Here is a 14,649-nt window from a genome sequence, read left to right on the forward strand (position 1 = left end):
GCGTGCCTTTCTGCGCAATCGATTGCGGCCATTCTCTGCCGGATGGCCCCCGATAAACCGCGCTGACACCGAAAGCAAAAAAGTGCGGACGACCGCTCGATTTCATGCAGTTCCGATTGCATAATAAGCACACTTATTATATCCGCCCTCACCATGAGATCAGTAGGCTACCTTCTTTCGGATTGCGCGCGCCATATCCGCCGCAGATTTGACGAACGGATGCGCGAAGTGGGCGTGACCGGCGCACAGGCACGCCTGTTGATGATTCTCGCTGCGGACGAAGGCCGGCAACAGACCCATTATGCGAGCGTTCTCGAAGTCGAACCGATCACCCTGTGCCGGATGGTGGACCGCATGGTCGAAGCGGACCTGATCGAACGCAGCCCCGATCCCAACGATCGCCGCGCCCGGCTCCTGTCGCGTTCGGACAAGGCCCGCGCGCTCGAGCCTGTGTTGCAGGAAAAGATCGACCAACTCGTGGACGACATTCAATCCCCCTTTACCTCTGACGAATTGCAGATCTTGCATCGGCTGCTTTCCCGCATGGGCGAACAACTGGTCAGTCCGTCAGAAAAAATAACGGAAAACAAGGAAGTTACCGCGCATGGCTGAGGCCGATCTGAATATGCGGACCGAACACGAAGCATCCGAACAACCGATCCCCGAAACCAGAACCGGGGGGGCACGGCGTTTGCGCCTGCTGGCCATGATCAGCGTCCCGCTGCTGATCGTCGCGGGCGGTGTCACTTACTGGACCATGCAACAGGGCAAGGTCTCGACCGACAACGCCTATCTCCATCAGGACAAGGTATCCGTCAGCGCGGAAGTGGCCGGGCCGATCACGGATGTATTCGTGAAGGAAAACCAGCATGTCGAAGCCGGGCAGTTACTGTTCCGTATCGATCCGCAACCGTTTCAGCTGAAAATTCAGCAGGCCGATGCCGCGCTCGCCAGCGCGCAGGCCAATGTCACCGCCCTGTCGCATGATACCGCACTATCCGGGGCCGATATCGCTGCCGCGCGCGAAGACATTTCCTTCGCTGAAGCCACGTTCGCCCGACAGAGCGCGCTGTGGGATCGCGGTTTCACCACCAAGGCCGATTACGATGCCGCCCGTCACAAGGTGGAACAGGCCCGCGCCTCGCTGCGCACGGCACAGGCCGGGCAGACCGAAGCCCAGGCGAAACTCGCTTCCGGCGCCGCCGTGCCGGGCGTCAATCCGCAAATCGCCGTGGCCAAGGCGCAACGCGCCACGGCCGAACTCGATCTCAGGCGCACCGAAGTGCGTGCCCCGGCGTCGGGCGTTATCGCCGAAGCCGATCGCCTTCAGAAAGGGCAGTTGGCGGTAACCGGGCTTCCGCTCGTCACTCTGGTCAAGAGCGATGCCAGCTATGTCGAAGCCAATTTCAAGGAAACCGATCTCAAGGACATGCGCGTGGGCCAGCGTGCGGAGATTCGCCTTGATGCCTACCCCGACGCGCCCTTGCGCGGCCATGTCGCCTCGATCGGTGCAGGTACGGGTTCGGAATTTTCCGTGCTGCCTGCGCAAAATGCCACCGGCAACTGGGTCAAGGTGACGCAGCGCGTGCCCGTGCGTGTCGCCATTGACAGCAAGAGCCCGCGCAAGCTGATCGCAGGCCTTTCGGCGCATATCACCGTGTTCACCAACAACAAGGGCCACTGACGCCATGGCAGGCGCCGCAGTTCCGGCGCAGGACGGCTCGGCAGCGGAACCGCTACGCGACGTTCCGCGTTTCGCGGTGGGCAACCATCGGCTGCTGGTGTTCGGCACGATGCTGGCCGCACTGATGCAGGTGCTCGATTCCACGATCGCCAATGTCGCGCTGCCACACATGCAATCGGTGCTGGGCGCACAGCCCGACACGATCACATGGGTGCTGACAAGCTACATCATCGCCAGCGCCGTTGCCCTGCCCACGACCGGGTGGCTTTCCGGACGGATTGGCGCGCGACGGCTGTTCCTGCTGTCCACCGCCGGGTTCGTCGTCGCCTCGATGCTGTGTGGCATGGCGTGGAATCTGGAAGTCATGGTGCTGTTCCGCTGCCTGCAGGGGGTTTCCGGGGCATTCATCCTGCCGCTCAGTCAAAGCTCGATGCTCGACGCCACCAAGCCCAGCAAACAGGCCACGATCATGGCCGTGTGGAGCTTCGGGGTGATTATCGGGCCGATCATCGGGCCGGTCCTCGGCGGATACCTGACCGAGTATTCCAACTGGCGCTGGATCTTCTACGTCAACGTGCCTCTGGGCGCGCTTGCCTTCGCGATTCTTTATGCGCAGTTGCCCACCGCACCCAAAGTGAAGCGCCCGTTCGACTGGACCGGGTTCCTGCTCGTCGCCGTGGCGCTCACCGCGCTGCAGATGCTGCTCGACCGGGGGCACCAGATCGACTGGTTTCACGCGACCGAAAGCTGGATTTACGTCGCGATTATCGCCTCCTGCGTGTGGATGGCGGTGATCCATTTCTGCACCGCCCTGCATCCGCTGTTCGACCGGTTGCTGTTCGCCGATCTCAATTACAATATCGCGCTGGTCTTCATGGTGGTGACCGGGATCGTGATGTACGCCAACATGGCGCTGCTGCCCCCGATGATGCAGACCCTGCTGGGTTACAACGTGATCGATACCGGGATGCTGCTGGTTCCGCGCAGCGTCGGCTCGCTGGTGTCGATGCAGCTTGCCGGGTGGCTGGTGCGGCGCGGGGTCGATGCGCGCATCCTGGTCAGCCTGGGAACCCTTCTGCTGGCCTATTCGCTCTATATGATGGCGGGCTGGTCGCTGGATATCGGGCAGCATGAGATAATCGTTTCAGGGGTGATCATGGGCCTTGGGGTCGGCTTCGTGTTCCTGCCGATCAATGTCGCGGCCTTCACCACCCTGAAACCGCAGTTGCGCGCCGAAGGGTCGAGCCTGTTGAACCTGTTCCGTTCGGTCGGCTCTTCCATCGGCATTTCGATCATGACCGCGCTGTTCGCCCGCAATGTGCAGGTCAGCCATAGCGATCTGGCGCAGCACGTGTCGGGCAACGTTGGCGGCATGATCGACCTGTCGACCGTCGATCGGTACCAGTCGATTGCCGATGCCGGGCTGTACATGATCGATGGGGAGATCAACCGGCAGGCGGCGATGATCGCCTATATCGACGATTTCTATCTGATGATGTGGTTTGCGCTGGCCACCCTGCCGCTGATCCTGTTCATGAAGATCAAGGCCGGGCCGCGTTACGTGCCGGAAGACACCGGGCACTGACCCGCCCTTAGCCCATGCCCTGAACGGAAACGGCCCGCCCTGATCGCTCAGGACGGGCCGTTTTCATGACAGCATGCTGCCCAGGCCGAAGATCAGCCCTTCTTGAGGTGGCGACGGCCAAGCAGTTCCGCGATCTGCACCGCGTTGAGCGCAGCACCCTTGCGCAGGTTGTCCGACACGCACCACAGCGCCAGACCGTAATCAACCGTCGGGTCTTCGCGAACGCGGCTGATATAGGTTGCACTATCGCCAGCGGCTTCGACCGGGGTCACGTAACCGCCGTCTTCGCGCTTGTCGACGAGCATGATGCCCGGTGCTTCGCGCAGGATGTCCTGCGCCTGCTGCGCCGAGATTTCATTTTCAAACTCGATGTTCAGCGATTCAGAGTGCCCCACGAACACCGGCACGCGCACGCACGTGGCAGTCAGCTTGATCTTCGGATCGAGGATCTTCTTCGTTTCAGCCACCATCTTCCATTCTTCCTTGGTCGAACCATCGTCCAGGAACACGTCGATGTGCGGAATCACGTTAAACGCGATCTGCTTGGTGAACTTCTTCACAGTGACCGGATCGCCCACGAAGATGCCACGGCTCTGTTCGAACAGTTCGTCCATGCCTTCCTTGCCCGCGCCGGAAACCGACTGGTAGGTCGACACAACCACGCGCTTGATCGTGGCGGCATCATGCAGCGGCTTGAGCGCCACAACCATCTGCGCGGTCGAGCAGTTGGGGTTCGCGATGATGTTCTTCTTGGTATAGCCGTCGATGGCGTCCGGGTTCACTTCGGGCACGATCAGCGGCACGTCCGGGTCCATGCGATAGAGCGAGCTGTTGTCGATCACAACGCAGCCCTGGCTGGCGGCCTTGGGCGCATAAATCTGCGTCGGCCCAGAACCGGCAGCGAACAGGGCAATATCCCATCCGGTGAAATCGAAGTGTTCGATGTTCTTCACCTTGAGCATTTTGCCGGTATCGCCGAATTCGATTTCGCTGCCCGTCGAGCGCGGGCTGGCCACGGCTGCGATTTCGTCGATCGGGAATTCACGCTCGGCCAGAATGGCGAGCATTTCACGCCCGACATTACCCGTCGCGCCGACAACTGCTACACGATAACCCACGTCCTTGCTCCTTACTCTAGCCGGCCGTTTCGCTGGCTGTGTTCAATAGGATTGCGCCCACCGCATGCACGGGGGCATGAAAATTCAGACCCGCCAGCGGAACCGGCCAATCATCCGGCCCGCAACGGAAAGGTCTTCTTCCCGTGTGCCGCGGCCGATATTGTGAATGACCAGAGGAACGCCATTGGGCGAAACCCGGTCGGAAACAATGCCCGTGTGGGGCAACCGCCCGCCCACGAGCGAGGAAAACAGATCGCCGGGCATCCACCCCTTCACGCTGTCCGGCATGGCCAGACGGCTGCCCTTGCGCTGCCAGAAGCGTTCCAGATTGGGCACGCGGCGATGATCGATATTACGATCAGCCCCGCGCAATCCCCAATTGCGCGGATAGGCGGCAAAATTCCCGGCCATATCTTCATGCACCGCACGCTGCAGATCGATGCCGAACGCATCCCGGTAAGCCCGGATCACCACATCCGTACACACCCCGCGTTCGCGCGGCACATCGCCATTGGGATAGGCCAGACGGGTATAGGCCGGATCATAGGCCAGCGTGACCCCAATCTGCGCCCGCGCCGCCGCGATCAGGGCCAGCGCTTCGGCCGGAGCCTTGCGCACGCCTGAAGCCTGATCCGCACCGGCCTGCGCATTCGATGCGCGCGAACATCCGGCAATCCCGGCCGCCAATCCACCGGCCAGCACGGCGCGGCGGGAGAACGCAATATGCATGGCCACTTCCTTTCTCGACGTGCTGAACGAATGGGACAAAAACAAAATCCAAAAGAAAAAGGGCGCCCTGGCTGGTTTGCCAGGTACGCCCTTTTACGGATTTCCGTTGTGCGGCGTGGGGCCTTAGCCCTCCTGGCCGGCGCTCTGGTAATCGCGCCGTTCTGCAATGCGCGCACGTTTACCTGTGCGGCCACGCAGATAGTAAAGTTTCGCCCGACGCACGATACCGCGGCGGACGACGGTAATGCTGTCAATGTTCGGCGAATAGAGCGGGAACACGCGCTCAACGCCTTCACCGAAGCTGATCTTGCGAACGGTGAAGTTGGAGCCCATGCCACGGTTCGAACGTGCAATGCACACGCCTTCGTAGTTCTGGACGCGGGTACGCGTGCCTTCGACGACCTTCACGCCGACGCGCACGGTGTCACCCGGACGGAATTCTGGAATATCTTTGCCGGCCTTGGCGATTTCCTCGGCCTCGATCTGCTGAATCAGGTTCATTGAGCCTGGTCCTTATCTTCATGCCGCGCGCCAGAGGCAGACTGGTCCCGAACGCCCCTGTGGCGTTCCCAAAGGTCCGGTCTGCGTAACCGTGTATCGTCCTCCGCCTTTTGTTTCCGCCAGGCGGCGATCTTCGCATGATCCCCCGATCGCAGCACTTCAGGGATCGTGCGCCCTTCCCATTCAACAGGTCGGGTAAATTGCGGATATTCGAGAAGCTCCTGTTCGAAGCTCTCTTCATGCCCGCTTTCGGTCGCGCCCATTACGCCGGGCAGCAGCCGAATGCAAGCATCGAGAATCATCAATGCGGCAGGTTCCCCGCCGGACAGCACGATATCGCCTACGGCGACTTCTTCCACCGCGCGCCCGGCAAAGATTCGTTCGTCGAATCCTTCGAACCGACCGCACAGGATCGTCACCCCCGGCCCGGCCGCAAGCGCGCGAATCCGCGCCTGCGTGATCGGTTTACCACGCGGGGTCATGGCCAGAACCGGGCAATCGGGGCTGCGTTCGCGCGCATGATCGATCGCCCGCGCCAGAACATCCGCTTTCAGCACCATGCCCACACCGCCGCCAGCCGGCGTATCATCCACTGTGCGATGCTTGTCCTGCGCGAAATCGCGAATCTGCACCGTATCGCAGTGCCACTTGCCTTCCGCCAGCGCACGACCGGCCAGGCTGACCCCCAGCGAACCGGGGAACATCTCCGGATAGAGCGTCAGAATCGTGGCGCTGAAGGTCATGCCTCGGCAAAGTCCGGCGTCACCACCAACCGTTCCGCATTCCATTCGGCCACGGCTTCTTCCCGCATCGGAATCATGAAACGTTTGCCATCGGGCCGCTCGATCTCGAGCACGTCACCCGCGCCGAAATTATCGACCGCGATCACCCTGCCCAGCGGTTCACCGGCGGTGGAAATGGCCGAAAGGCCGATCAGATCGGCGTGGTAGTATTCGCCCTCATCCAGTTCCGGCAGCGCGGAACGCGGAATGGTGAGCACCGTGCCGCGCAGGCTTTCCGCACGGTTGCGGTCGGTCACTTCGGCGAAACGGGCGATGGCGCCGCCCTTGTTATCGTCGCGCAGCTTTTTCAGCGTGAGCGCGCCGTCGTTGAAACTGCTGTAACGGGAGAGCGCGGTAACGCCCTCCCCGAACAGTTTCAGGCGGACTTCACCCGTCACGCCATGCGCACCGATGATGGCCGCGAGAGTGACGGGTTTGTCCTGTGCCAAGGCTGATCAGCCTTCTGCCTGTTCCTCGGAAGCCCCTTCAGCGGGTGCTTCTTCGGCTGCAGCTTCAGCGGCCGGTGCTTCTTCAGCGGCGGGCGCTTCTTCAGCAGGCGCTGCGGCAGCAGCCTTGGCCGCTTCTTCCGCTTCAGCCAGCTTGGCAGCCTTTTCTTCTGCGCGTTCCTTGGCCTTTTCGCCCGGTTCACCCTTCTTCAGGTTCACCTTGGCAGTACGTTCCTTGAGGCCAGCGGCGTCGAGGAAACGGGCAACGCGATCGGTCGGCTGTGCGCCAACGCCGAGCCAGTAACGCACGCGATCGTCGTTCAGCTTCACGCGGTTTTCGTCACCCTTGGGGAGAACCGGGTTGTAGGTGCCGACCTGTTCCAGATACTTGCCGTCGCGGGGCGAACGGACGTCAGCAACCACGATGCGGTAATAAGGGCGCTTCTTCGCACCACCGCGCGACAGACGCAGGGAAATTGCCATTGGTGTAACCTTTCTATCTTAAATTACTGAAATTAATTCTTTTTATTCAACAAATTCTGCAGCTCGGGCGGGATATTGGCACCACCGCCAAGACCACCCAGCCCGCCGCCGGGGCCACCGGCGCCAAGGCCCGGCATAGCGGCATCAAGGCCGCCCTTGCCGAACAGCGCGCCCAGCCCCTTGAGCCCGCCCATCTTCTTGATCTGCTTCATCGCGCGACCCATTTCCTGATGCATTTTCAGGAGCTTGTTGACGTCCTGCACTTCCATGCCGGCGCCTGCCGCAATGCGTTTTTTACGCTTGGCGTTAAGCAGTTCGGGGCGCTGGCGCTCTTTCGGGGTCATGGAGCCGATAATCGCATCCATATGCACCAGCACTTTGTCGTTCATGCCGCTGGCCGCCATCGCGGCCTTGGCTTTCTTCATGCCCGGCATCATCCCGGCGAGCATGCCCAGACCGCCCATGTTCTGCATCTGGCGCAACTGGCTGCGAAGGTCGTTCATATCGAACTGCCCCTTCATCATCCGTTCCGCGAGGCGTTCCGCTTCTTCCTTCTCGACGACCGCAGCGGCCTTTTCGACGAGCGAAACGACATCGCCCATGCCGAGAATGCGGCTGGCAACGCGGCCGGGATGGAACGGCTCGATCGCATCGAGCTTTTCACCGGTACCGGCAAACTTGATCGGCTTGCCCGTGACCGCACGCATCGACAGCGCCGCACCGCCGCGCGCATCGCCATCCATCCGGGTCAGTACCACACCGGTCAGATCGACACCGGCGGTAAAGCTCTGCGCGACGTTGACCGCATCCTGACCCGTCAGCGAATCGACCACCAGCAGCACTTCCTGCGGCGTGGAAATCGCGGCGACAGCCTTCATTTCGGCCATCAGGGCATCGTCAACGTGGAGACGGCCCGCCGTGTCGAGCATCAGAACATCGACCGCCTGCAACTTTGCCGATTGCAGCGCGCGCGTGGCGATATCGACCGGGGCTTGTCCCTTGATAATCGGCAGGGTGGCGACACCGGTCTGCTCCCCCAAAACGGCGAGCTGTTCCTGCGCTGCGGGGCGATTGACGTCGAGCGACGCCATCATCACCTTCTTGCCCTGCTTTTCTTTCAGCAGCTTGGCCAGCTTGGCCGTGCTGGTGGTCTTGCCCGAGCCTTGCAGGCCGACCATCATCACCACAACCGGCGGACGCGCCTCGAGATTGAGGCCGACAACCTCTTCCCCGCCCAGCATCGCGACCAGTTCGTCATTGACGATCTTGACGACCTGCTGGCCCGGCGTGACCGATTTCAGAACCTGATGGCCAACGGCCTTTTCGGTGACGGCATCGATGAAGCGGCGGGCAACCGGCAGCGCGACATCGGCTTCCAGGAGGGCGACGCGCACTTCGCGCATCGCATCGCGCACATCCTGTTCGTTCAGCGCACCGCGCCCGCGCAGGCGATCGAATACGCCGCCCAGACGATCGGAAAGGCTGTCGAACATGCGCTTCGTCACTCCTTACACCGCAGAACGGTGTTAAACGCGAAAAACGCCGGCGGACGAAAACTCGTCGGCCAGCGTACGGTTCACAGGAACCGTTTTATGTCCTGAATGGTGGAGCCGAGGGGGATCGAACCCCTGACCTCTACAATGCCATTGTAGCGCTCTCCCAGCTGAGCTACGGCCCCGTTCCATTCAATTCCGATATCCCTGGGAGGTTCATCGGCCCTGCCTCATTGGCTGGGAGCCGCCCTCTAGAAGCAGGCTCCAACCTTGGCAAGAGGGGATTTCATTTTTTTCGGCAATCCCCTGCTGCACTTTGCAAAACCGCCGGGGCGGTCCTGCATCGGGAGCCGAAAAACCGGCCCCCGACAGGTATCAGTTGTCTTCGTCTTCGTCGTCCGACGCACCCGGCACGCCGAGATCGTCATCGCCGCCCAGATCGACATCGTTATCCGGTGAATCGCCGTCATCATCGATATCGTCCAGATCGTCATCAGCCAGATCAGCATCCTGATCCTCGACCTTCTGCTCTTTCTCTTCCTCAAAAGGAATCGGCTGCTTCGACTTCAGCACAGGCTCGGGAAACCACTGGGCGCCGCAATCGATGCAGGTCGCCGGTTCATCCTTGCCCAGGTCATAGAAGCGGGTGGCGCATTTCGGGCAGGTACGCTTGGTGCCCCATTCAGCCTTAACCATGGATAATCCTCAAATAGGCCGCCGTTACCGGCAGCATAAACATGCGCAATTCATACGATATCGTAAAGCTCCCTGAAGGAGCGCGGCGCGCGCCTTGCCATAGGAGGCAGGCGCTGTCAAAAGCCGCCGCGCCCAAAGCCCCTCTCCAACGAGAAAGTCAAGTTTCATGCCTGCCGCCGAATCGCTCCTTCACGACCCTGCCATGCGCCCGCGCCGTTTTGTCGCAGGCGGTCCGCTGCGGGGGACGATCAAGGTGCCCGGCGACAAGTCGATCAGCCACCGCGCGGTGATGTTCGGTGCGCTAGCCGTGGGGGAAACCCGCGTGACCGGCCTGCTCGAAGGCGAGGATGTCATGGCCACCGCCGATGCGATGCGCGCGATGGGCGCGACGATCCGCCGCGACGACAATGGCACCTGGTATATCAATGGCGTGGGCGTCGGCGGCTTGCTGCAGCCCGATCGCGCACTGGAAATGGGCAATAGCGGCACATCCACCCGCCTGCTCATGGGGCTGATTGCCAGCCACGGCATCACCGCCACGTTCACCGGCGATGCCAGCCTTTCCAAACGCCCGATGGGCCGCGTGATCGACCCGCTGGCGCAGATGGGCACCGCCTTCACCGCGACGCCGGGACCGAACGGCAGCCAGACCCTGCCGCTGATGATTCGCGGCGCGGCGCCTGCTGTGCCCATCACCTATCGCCTGCCGGTTGCTTCCGCACAGGTCAAAAGCGCGATCCTGCTGGCGGGCCTCAACACCCCGGGCGTGACCACGGTGATTGAGCCCATCCCCACGCGCGATCATTCGGAACGCATGCTGACCGGTTTTGGCGCGGATCTGACAGTCGAGGAACAAGACGGGGAACGCGTGATCCGCATTCGCGGCGAAGCGGAACTGAAACCCCAGACAATCGAAGTGCCGGGTGACCCATCCTCGGCTGCGTTTTTCATCGTGGCCGCACTGATCGTGCCCGGCAGCGATCTGGTGATCGAAAATGTCGGCCTTAACCCGACCCGTGCCGGGCTGGTGGAAGTCCTGCGCGCCATGGGTGGCCGGATCGAAGAGATCAACCCGCGCATCGTGGGGGGTGAACCGGTGGCCGATCTGCGCGTTTGCCATTCCCCGCTGCACGGCATCACGGTGGACCCCGCCGTCGCGCCCAGCATGATCGACGAATTCCCCGTGCTGTTCGTGGCCGCCGCTCTGGCGGAAGGCCGCACGGTGACAGCGGGGCTCGACGAATTGCGCGTGAAGGAATCGGATCGTCTCGCGGTCATGGCCACGGCGCTTTCCTCTATCGGGGTCGCGGTCGAAGAACGTGAGGATGGCCTCGTCATTCACGGCAGCGGCGGCGCGCGCCTGCCCGGCGGAACCGGCACAGCGGTGGCGACCCACCTCGATCACCGCATCGCGATGAGCATGGCGGTGGCTGGTCTCGCCAGCGATGCCGGGGTGGAAGTGGACGACACCCGCCCCATCGCAACCAGCTTTCCCAATTTCGAAGCCCTGCTCGACGGGTTGGCGCAATGAGCCCTGCCACCGCGAACCTGTTCGGCTTCGCAGGGATGGCCTGCATCATCTTTGCCTATGCGTACATCACCTGGCGGGCGAACCCGAACCCGTTCATCCAGCACGGGGTGAACCTGCTGGGCGCGGCGCTGTTGACCGTTTCGTTGCTGGTGAACATGAACCCCGCCTCGCTGGTGCTGGAATTCTTCTGGGCCTCCATCGCGATCTGGGGGCTGGTGAAGGCTCTGCGGGAACGCAGCGCATGATCATTGCCGTCGATGGCCCCACGGCATCGGGCAAAGGCACGATCGCCAAAGCGCTCGCCGCGCATTTTGGCCTGCCCCATCTCGACACCGGGCTGCTCTATCGCGCGGTCGGGCGGCAGGTCGTGCTGAACGGCGGCGATCCCGACGAGGCCGCAGATGCACTGGCAGCCTGCACGTTTTCGGAGGATCTGCTGGCCGACCCCATGCTCCGCAGCGAGGAAACCGGCGGGCTTGCCAGCCGCGTCTCCGTCCACCCCGGCGTGCGTGCGGCCCTGCTTGAACGGCAGCGCGCCTTTGCCGCACAGCAGGGCGGCGCGGTTCTCGATGGCCGCGACATCGGCACGGTGATCGCCCCGGACGCCACGATAAAACTGTTCGTGACCGCATCGGTCGATGCCCGCGCGCAGCGGCGCTATCTTGAAATGTGCAAACGCGGCGACCCTGTCACCCGCGATGCGATTGCCGCCGATCTGGCCGCCCGCGATGCGCGCGACCGCACCCGTGCGCAATCCCCGCTTGTCCCGGCGCCCGACGCCGTGCTGTTCGACACATCGGAACTGGACCGTGACGCGGCCATCGCCGCCGCCATCGCGCTGGTCGAAAAGCGGATCGGCCAAAGCTGATTACGCACAACGGGTTACCCCATCATGCCAACCCGGTCAGGCGCATCGCGGCATAGGCCAGTGTGCCCAGCAGCAGCAGCGATGCGGTGACCACGAACACGCTGCGCGGCCCTGCGGCCCAGATACTGCGCACGTCGACGCCCAGCCCCAGCCCGGCCATGGCGATCACTGTCAGCCCCCCGCTGGCCGTGTGGGCCACGTGTGCAGCCTGTTCGGGCATGAGCCCAAGTGAACGCACGCTCGCCAATGCGAGGAAGGCGACAATGAACGGGGGGACAAGCCTGACCAGCGATCCGCGCGCAAGGTCGCGCGCATGGCTTTCCGCGTTCTTGCGGCCGATCATCAGCAGCGACAACCCCGCCACAATCGGCCCCAGCATCAGCACCCGCACCAGTTTGACTAATGTCCCGACCTGCACCGCCATACCGCCCATCGGGCCTGCGGCAGCCAGCACCTGCGGCACGGCGTAAACGGTCAATCCGGCAAGGATACCGCCTGCCACCGGCCCCAGATCGAGCAGCCCGGCGACCAGCGGCAAAGCCAGCACCACGACGATTCCTAACACCGCCGTAAAGGCGATGGAGGCGGCCACATCCTCGCTTTCCGCACGGATCACCGGGGCAATGGCGGCAATGGCGGAATTACCGCAAATGGCATTGCCGCACGCCACCAGCATCGCCATGCGCGATGACAGACCCATCGCACGGCCCAGCACATAGCTGCCCGCAATCGCACCGCTGACCGTTACCACAATGGCCAGCAACAGCGGCAGCCCGGCATCGGCAATCGCGCCGAAACTGATCGATGCGCCCAACAGGGCAATCGCCAGTTCGAGCACCCCCTTGGCCGCGCACCGGATACCCGGCGCCCATGTATCCGGCAGGGCCCACAGCGTACGCAGCAACGAACCGAGCAAGATCGCAATCACCAGCGCTTCCAGCCACGACTGGCCCAGCACAAGCTGCCCCAGCACTTGCAGCATCGCGGCAAGCAGCGCGACTGCCACGCACAGCGCAAGACCCGGAAAAACGGTGCGGAAGGCTGAAACCCAGTTCATACCTTCGGACTGGCCCTTGCCTTATCATAAATCCAATCGATTGATTTTGTATTTTTAATAGATCATATCTATTTCATGACTCTCGATCAGTTGCAGATCTTCGTCACCGTGGCGGACATGCTCAGCATGACGCGCGCGGCCGAGCGGCTGCACAGGACACAGCCATCGATCAGCGCCGCCATTGCCGCGCTGGAAGAACGCCACGCCACCCGCCTGTTCGATCGCGTTGGCAGGCGGCTGGAACTGAGCGAGGCCGGGCGCGTGTTCCTGCCCGAAGCCCGTGCCGTGCTGGCCCGTGCGGAAGCCGCCCGTCAGGTGCTGGCCGATCTTTCCGGGCTGACCCGGGGCACCGTGCGCATCGCCGCCAGCCAGACGGTGGCAACATATTGGCTGCCACGGCGCATGGCCCGGTTTGCCGCACGCTATCCGCATATCGCGCTGACGCTGCGGGTGGGCAACACCATGCAAGCGGCGGCACAGATCATGGCGGGCGATGCCGATATCGGTTTTGTCGAAGGCAGAATCGTGGAAGATCTGCTGGCGCAGGAGGCCGTGGGCGGCGACCGTATCAGCCTCTATGGCGCGCCCGGCCATGCGCTTGCCAGGGGGCGCATCACGCATGGCGATCTGGGAAAAGCCCGCTGGGTCCTGCGCGAACCGGGTTCCGGCACCCGCGATCACACCATGGCCGGGCTGGCCCAAACCGGCGTGAATCCCGAAAGCCTTCAGGTCGTGCTGGAACTGCCTTCCAATGGCGCGGTTCTCGAGGCGGTGGAAGCTGGCGATCTGATCACCGCCGTTTCTGATCTGGCCGCGGCGCCGCGCGTGGCGGCAGGCACTGTCGCCCGGCTGGCGTGGCCCCTGCCCGATCGCACTTTCACCATGCTCACCCATCGCGCCCGGCATCCGGGCAAGGCGATGCAGGCCTTCATCGCAGAACTGTGATGGCCAGTTGCGATCATCCGGCCCCGCAACACGGGGTCGCGTATTTTCCAAATCGGCGTAAACTGGTGAAACAAAGCAATAATCGTTGAGGAAAGGTGATCATGGAAACGGACCGGACAGATAACCCCGCCTTGCATGCAGCGCGTTCCGCATGGGGATGGATTCTCGCTTATGGCCTGATTGTCATCGCGATTGGCGTGCTGGCCCTGCTCAACCCCGTAGCGACTGGTTTCGCAGCCGGCTTCCTCTTGGCGATCATGCTCATCGTTTACGGCATATCCGCGATCGTTTCGGGCTTTTCCGCTTTCGCACACAGAGGGCGCTGGGTCGAAATTTTGCTTGGCCTGCTGGCGCTCGCAGCCGGTATCGCGCTGCTGTTCATCCCGCTGGCCGGTGCAGCCTCGATCGTGTGGATGCTGGGGTTCTGGCTCTTCGCGGCGGGCATCGTGGAAATCGTCAGCGCCATACAGGGTACGCATGACAAGGGCTGGCGCCTGTTTCTGGGTATCCTCGACGTCATTCTCGGCGCGATCCTGTTTCTCTCCAGCCCGGAAACGAGCCTGCTCTATCTCGCCTTCATCATCGCGGCGAGCTTCCTGTTCCGCGGGGTATTTCTGATCACGCTGGCACTGGCCACACGCCAGGCCACACGCGCGCTCTGATCGCCCGCGGTTCCGCCAGCGCGAACCTTGCCCCGGATGCAAGGGTTCGCGCTGGCCCCATGCGGCCCC

At 62.7% G+C, this 14,649-nt stretch carries 17 protein-coding genes and 1 tRNA gene; 8 read left to right on the top strand and 10 right to left on the bottom strand.

Translation table 11 applies throughout. The annotated features are described in order from the left end of the window. Nucleotides 1-153: 153 nt before the first annotated feature. From EGO55_RS01360 to EGO55_RS01370, 3 genes are read left to right on the top strand one after another with little or no spacing between them, the layout of a single operon-like run. Entirely contained in the window at nt 154-612 is a 459-nt protein-coding gene (locus EGO55_RS01360; RefSeq protein WP_040715022.1) for a MarR family winged helix-turn-helix transcriptional regulator, read from the top strand. Continuing rightward, complete coding sequence (locus tag EGO55_RS01365; RefSeq protein ID WP_021689191.1) at nt 605-1,684, top strand: HlyD family secretion protein; 1,080 nt, start codon at nt 605-607, stop codon at nt 1,682-1,684. Before EGO55_RS01360 ends, EGO55_RS01365 begins: the two co-directional genes overlap by 8 nt. Nucleotides 1,685-1,688: 4 nt before the next feature. Then, nucleotides 1,689-3,269: an MDR family MFS transporter gene (locus EGO55_RS01370; protein ID WP_021689192.1), complete on the top strand. Its 1,581-nt coding sequence runs from the start codon at nt 1,689-1,691 to the stop codon at nt 3,267-3,269. 92 nt (nt 3,270-3,361) lie between these two features. Here EGO55_RS01370 and EGO55_RS01375 read toward each other — a convergent pair whose 3' ends face one another. From EGO55_RS01375 to EGO55_RS01415, 9 genes are all read right to left on the bottom strand, one after another. Beyond that, complete coding sequence (locus EGO55_RS01375; protein ID WP_021689193.1) at nt 3,362-4,387, bottom strand: aspartate-semialdehyde dehydrogenase; 1,026 nt, start codon at nt 4,385-4,387, stop codon at nt 3,362-3,364. Nucleotides 4,388-4,471: 84 nt separating this feature from the next. Further along, entirely contained in the window at nt 4,472-5,116 is a 645-nt protein-coding gene (locus EGO55_RS01380) for a DUF1287 domain-containing protein (RefSeq protein ID WP_021689194.1), read from the bottom strand. Between the two features lie 123 nt (nt 5,117-5,239). After that, on the bottom strand, nt 5,240-5,617 hold the full coding sequence (gene rplS, locus EGO55_RS01385) for a 50S ribosomal protein L19 (protein WP_021689195.1): 378 nt from the start codon (nt 5,615-5,617) through the stop codon (nt 5,240-5,242). Next, a complete protein-coding gene (gene trmD, locus EGO55_RS01390) occupies nt 5,614-6,360 on the bottom strand; it encodes a tRNA (guanosine(37)-N1)-methyltransferase TrmD (protein ID WP_021689196.1) in 747 nt (248 codons plus the stop codon). The genes rplS and trmD overlap by 4 nt, the downstream gene beginning before the upstream one ends. Beyond that, on the bottom strand, nt 6,357-6,848 hold the full coding sequence (rimM, locus tag EGO55_RS01395; protein ID WP_021689197.1) for a ribosome maturation factor RimM: 492 nt from the start codon (nt 6,846-6,848) through the stop codon (nt 6,357-6,359). Before rimM ends, trmD begins: the two co-directional genes overlap by 4 nt. Before the next feature lie 6 nt (nt 6,849-6,854). Further along, nucleotides 6,855-7,328 (bottom strand): 30S ribosomal protein S16, encoded by a 474-nt coding sequence (gene rpsP, locus EGO55_RS01400; RefSeq protein WP_021689198.1) that lies wholly within the window; start codon nt 7,326-7,328, stop codon nt 6,855-6,857. A gap of 32 nt (nt 7,329-7,360) precedes the next feature. Then, a complete protein-coding gene (gene ffh, locus EGO55_RS01405) occupies nt 7,361-8,821 on the bottom strand; it encodes a signal recognition particle protein (protein WP_021689199.1) in 1,461 nt (486 codons plus the stop codon). Between the two features lie 109 nt (nt 8,822-8,930). After that, nucleotides 8,931-9,006: transfer RNA gene (locus EGO55_RS01410), tRNA-Ala, on the bottom strand. Nucleotides 9,007-9,196: 190 nt separating this feature from the next. Then, nucleotides 9,197-9,517 (bottom strand): FYDLN acid domain-containing protein, encoded by a 321-nt coding sequence (locus EGO55_RS01415; RefSeq protein ID WP_021689200.1) that lies wholly within the window; start codon nt 9,515-9,517, stop codon nt 9,197-9,199. A gap of 202 nt (nt 9,518-9,719) precedes the next feature. Here EGO55_RS01415 and aroA point away from each other — a divergent pair, with 202 nt between their 5' ends. From aroA to cmk, 3 genes are read left to right on the top strand one after another with little or no spacing between them, the layout of a single operon-like run. Further along, entirely contained in the window at nt 9,720-11,048 is a 1,329-nt protein-coding gene (gene aroA, locus EGO55_RS01420) for a 3-phosphoshikimate 1-carboxyvinyltransferase (protein WP_040715081.1), read from the top strand. Continuing rightward, a complete protein-coding gene (locus EGO55_RS01425) occupies nt 11,045-11,293 on the top strand; it encodes a CBU_0592 family membrane protein (RefSeq protein WP_021689202.1) in 249 nt (82 codons plus the stop codon). The genes aroA and EGO55_RS01425 overlap by 4 nt, the downstream gene beginning before the upstream one ends. Continuing rightward, nucleotides 11,290-11,916 carry a (d)CMP kinase gene (cmk, locus tag EGO55_RS01430; protein WP_021689203.1) on the top strand — a complete coding sequence of 209 codons (627 nt, stop codon included), beginning with the start codon at nt 11,290-11,292 and terminating at the stop codon, nt 11,914-11,916. Before EGO55_RS01425 ends, cmk begins: the two co-directional genes overlap by 4 nt. A 22-nt stretch (nt 11,917-11,938) precedes the next feature. On the opposite strand, the gene EGO55_RS01435 is transcribed toward cmk, so the two are convergent. Next, nucleotides 11,939-12,973, bottom strand: coding sequence for a YeiH family protein (locus EGO55_RS01435; protein ID WP_021689204.1), 1,035 nt, complete (start codon nt 12,971-12,973; stop codon nt 11,939-11,941). A gap of 75 nt (nt 12,974-13,048) precedes the next feature. Here EGO55_RS01435 and EGO55_RS01440 point away from each other — a divergent pair, with 75 nt between their 5' ends. Further along, nucleotides 13,049-13,918: a LysR substrate-binding domain-containing protein gene (locus tag EGO55_RS01440; RefSeq protein ID WP_021689205.1), complete on the top strand. Its 870-nt coding sequence runs from the start codon at nt 13,049-13,051 to the stop codon at nt 13,916-13,918. Nucleotides 13,919-14,019: 101 nt separating this feature from the next. Next, on the top strand, nt 14,020-14,580 hold the full coding sequence (locus EGO55_RS01445) for an HdeD family acid-resistance protein (protein WP_021689206.1): 561 nt from the start codon (nt 14,020-14,022) through the stop codon (nt 14,578-14,580). Nucleotides 14,581-14,649 lie beyond the last annotated feature (69 nt).

Source organism: Caenibius tardaugens NBRC 16725, from assembly GCF_003860345.1.
GTDB lineage: Bacteria > Pseudomonadota > Alphaproteobacteria > Sphingomonadales > Sphingomonadaceae > Caenibius > Caenibius tardaugens.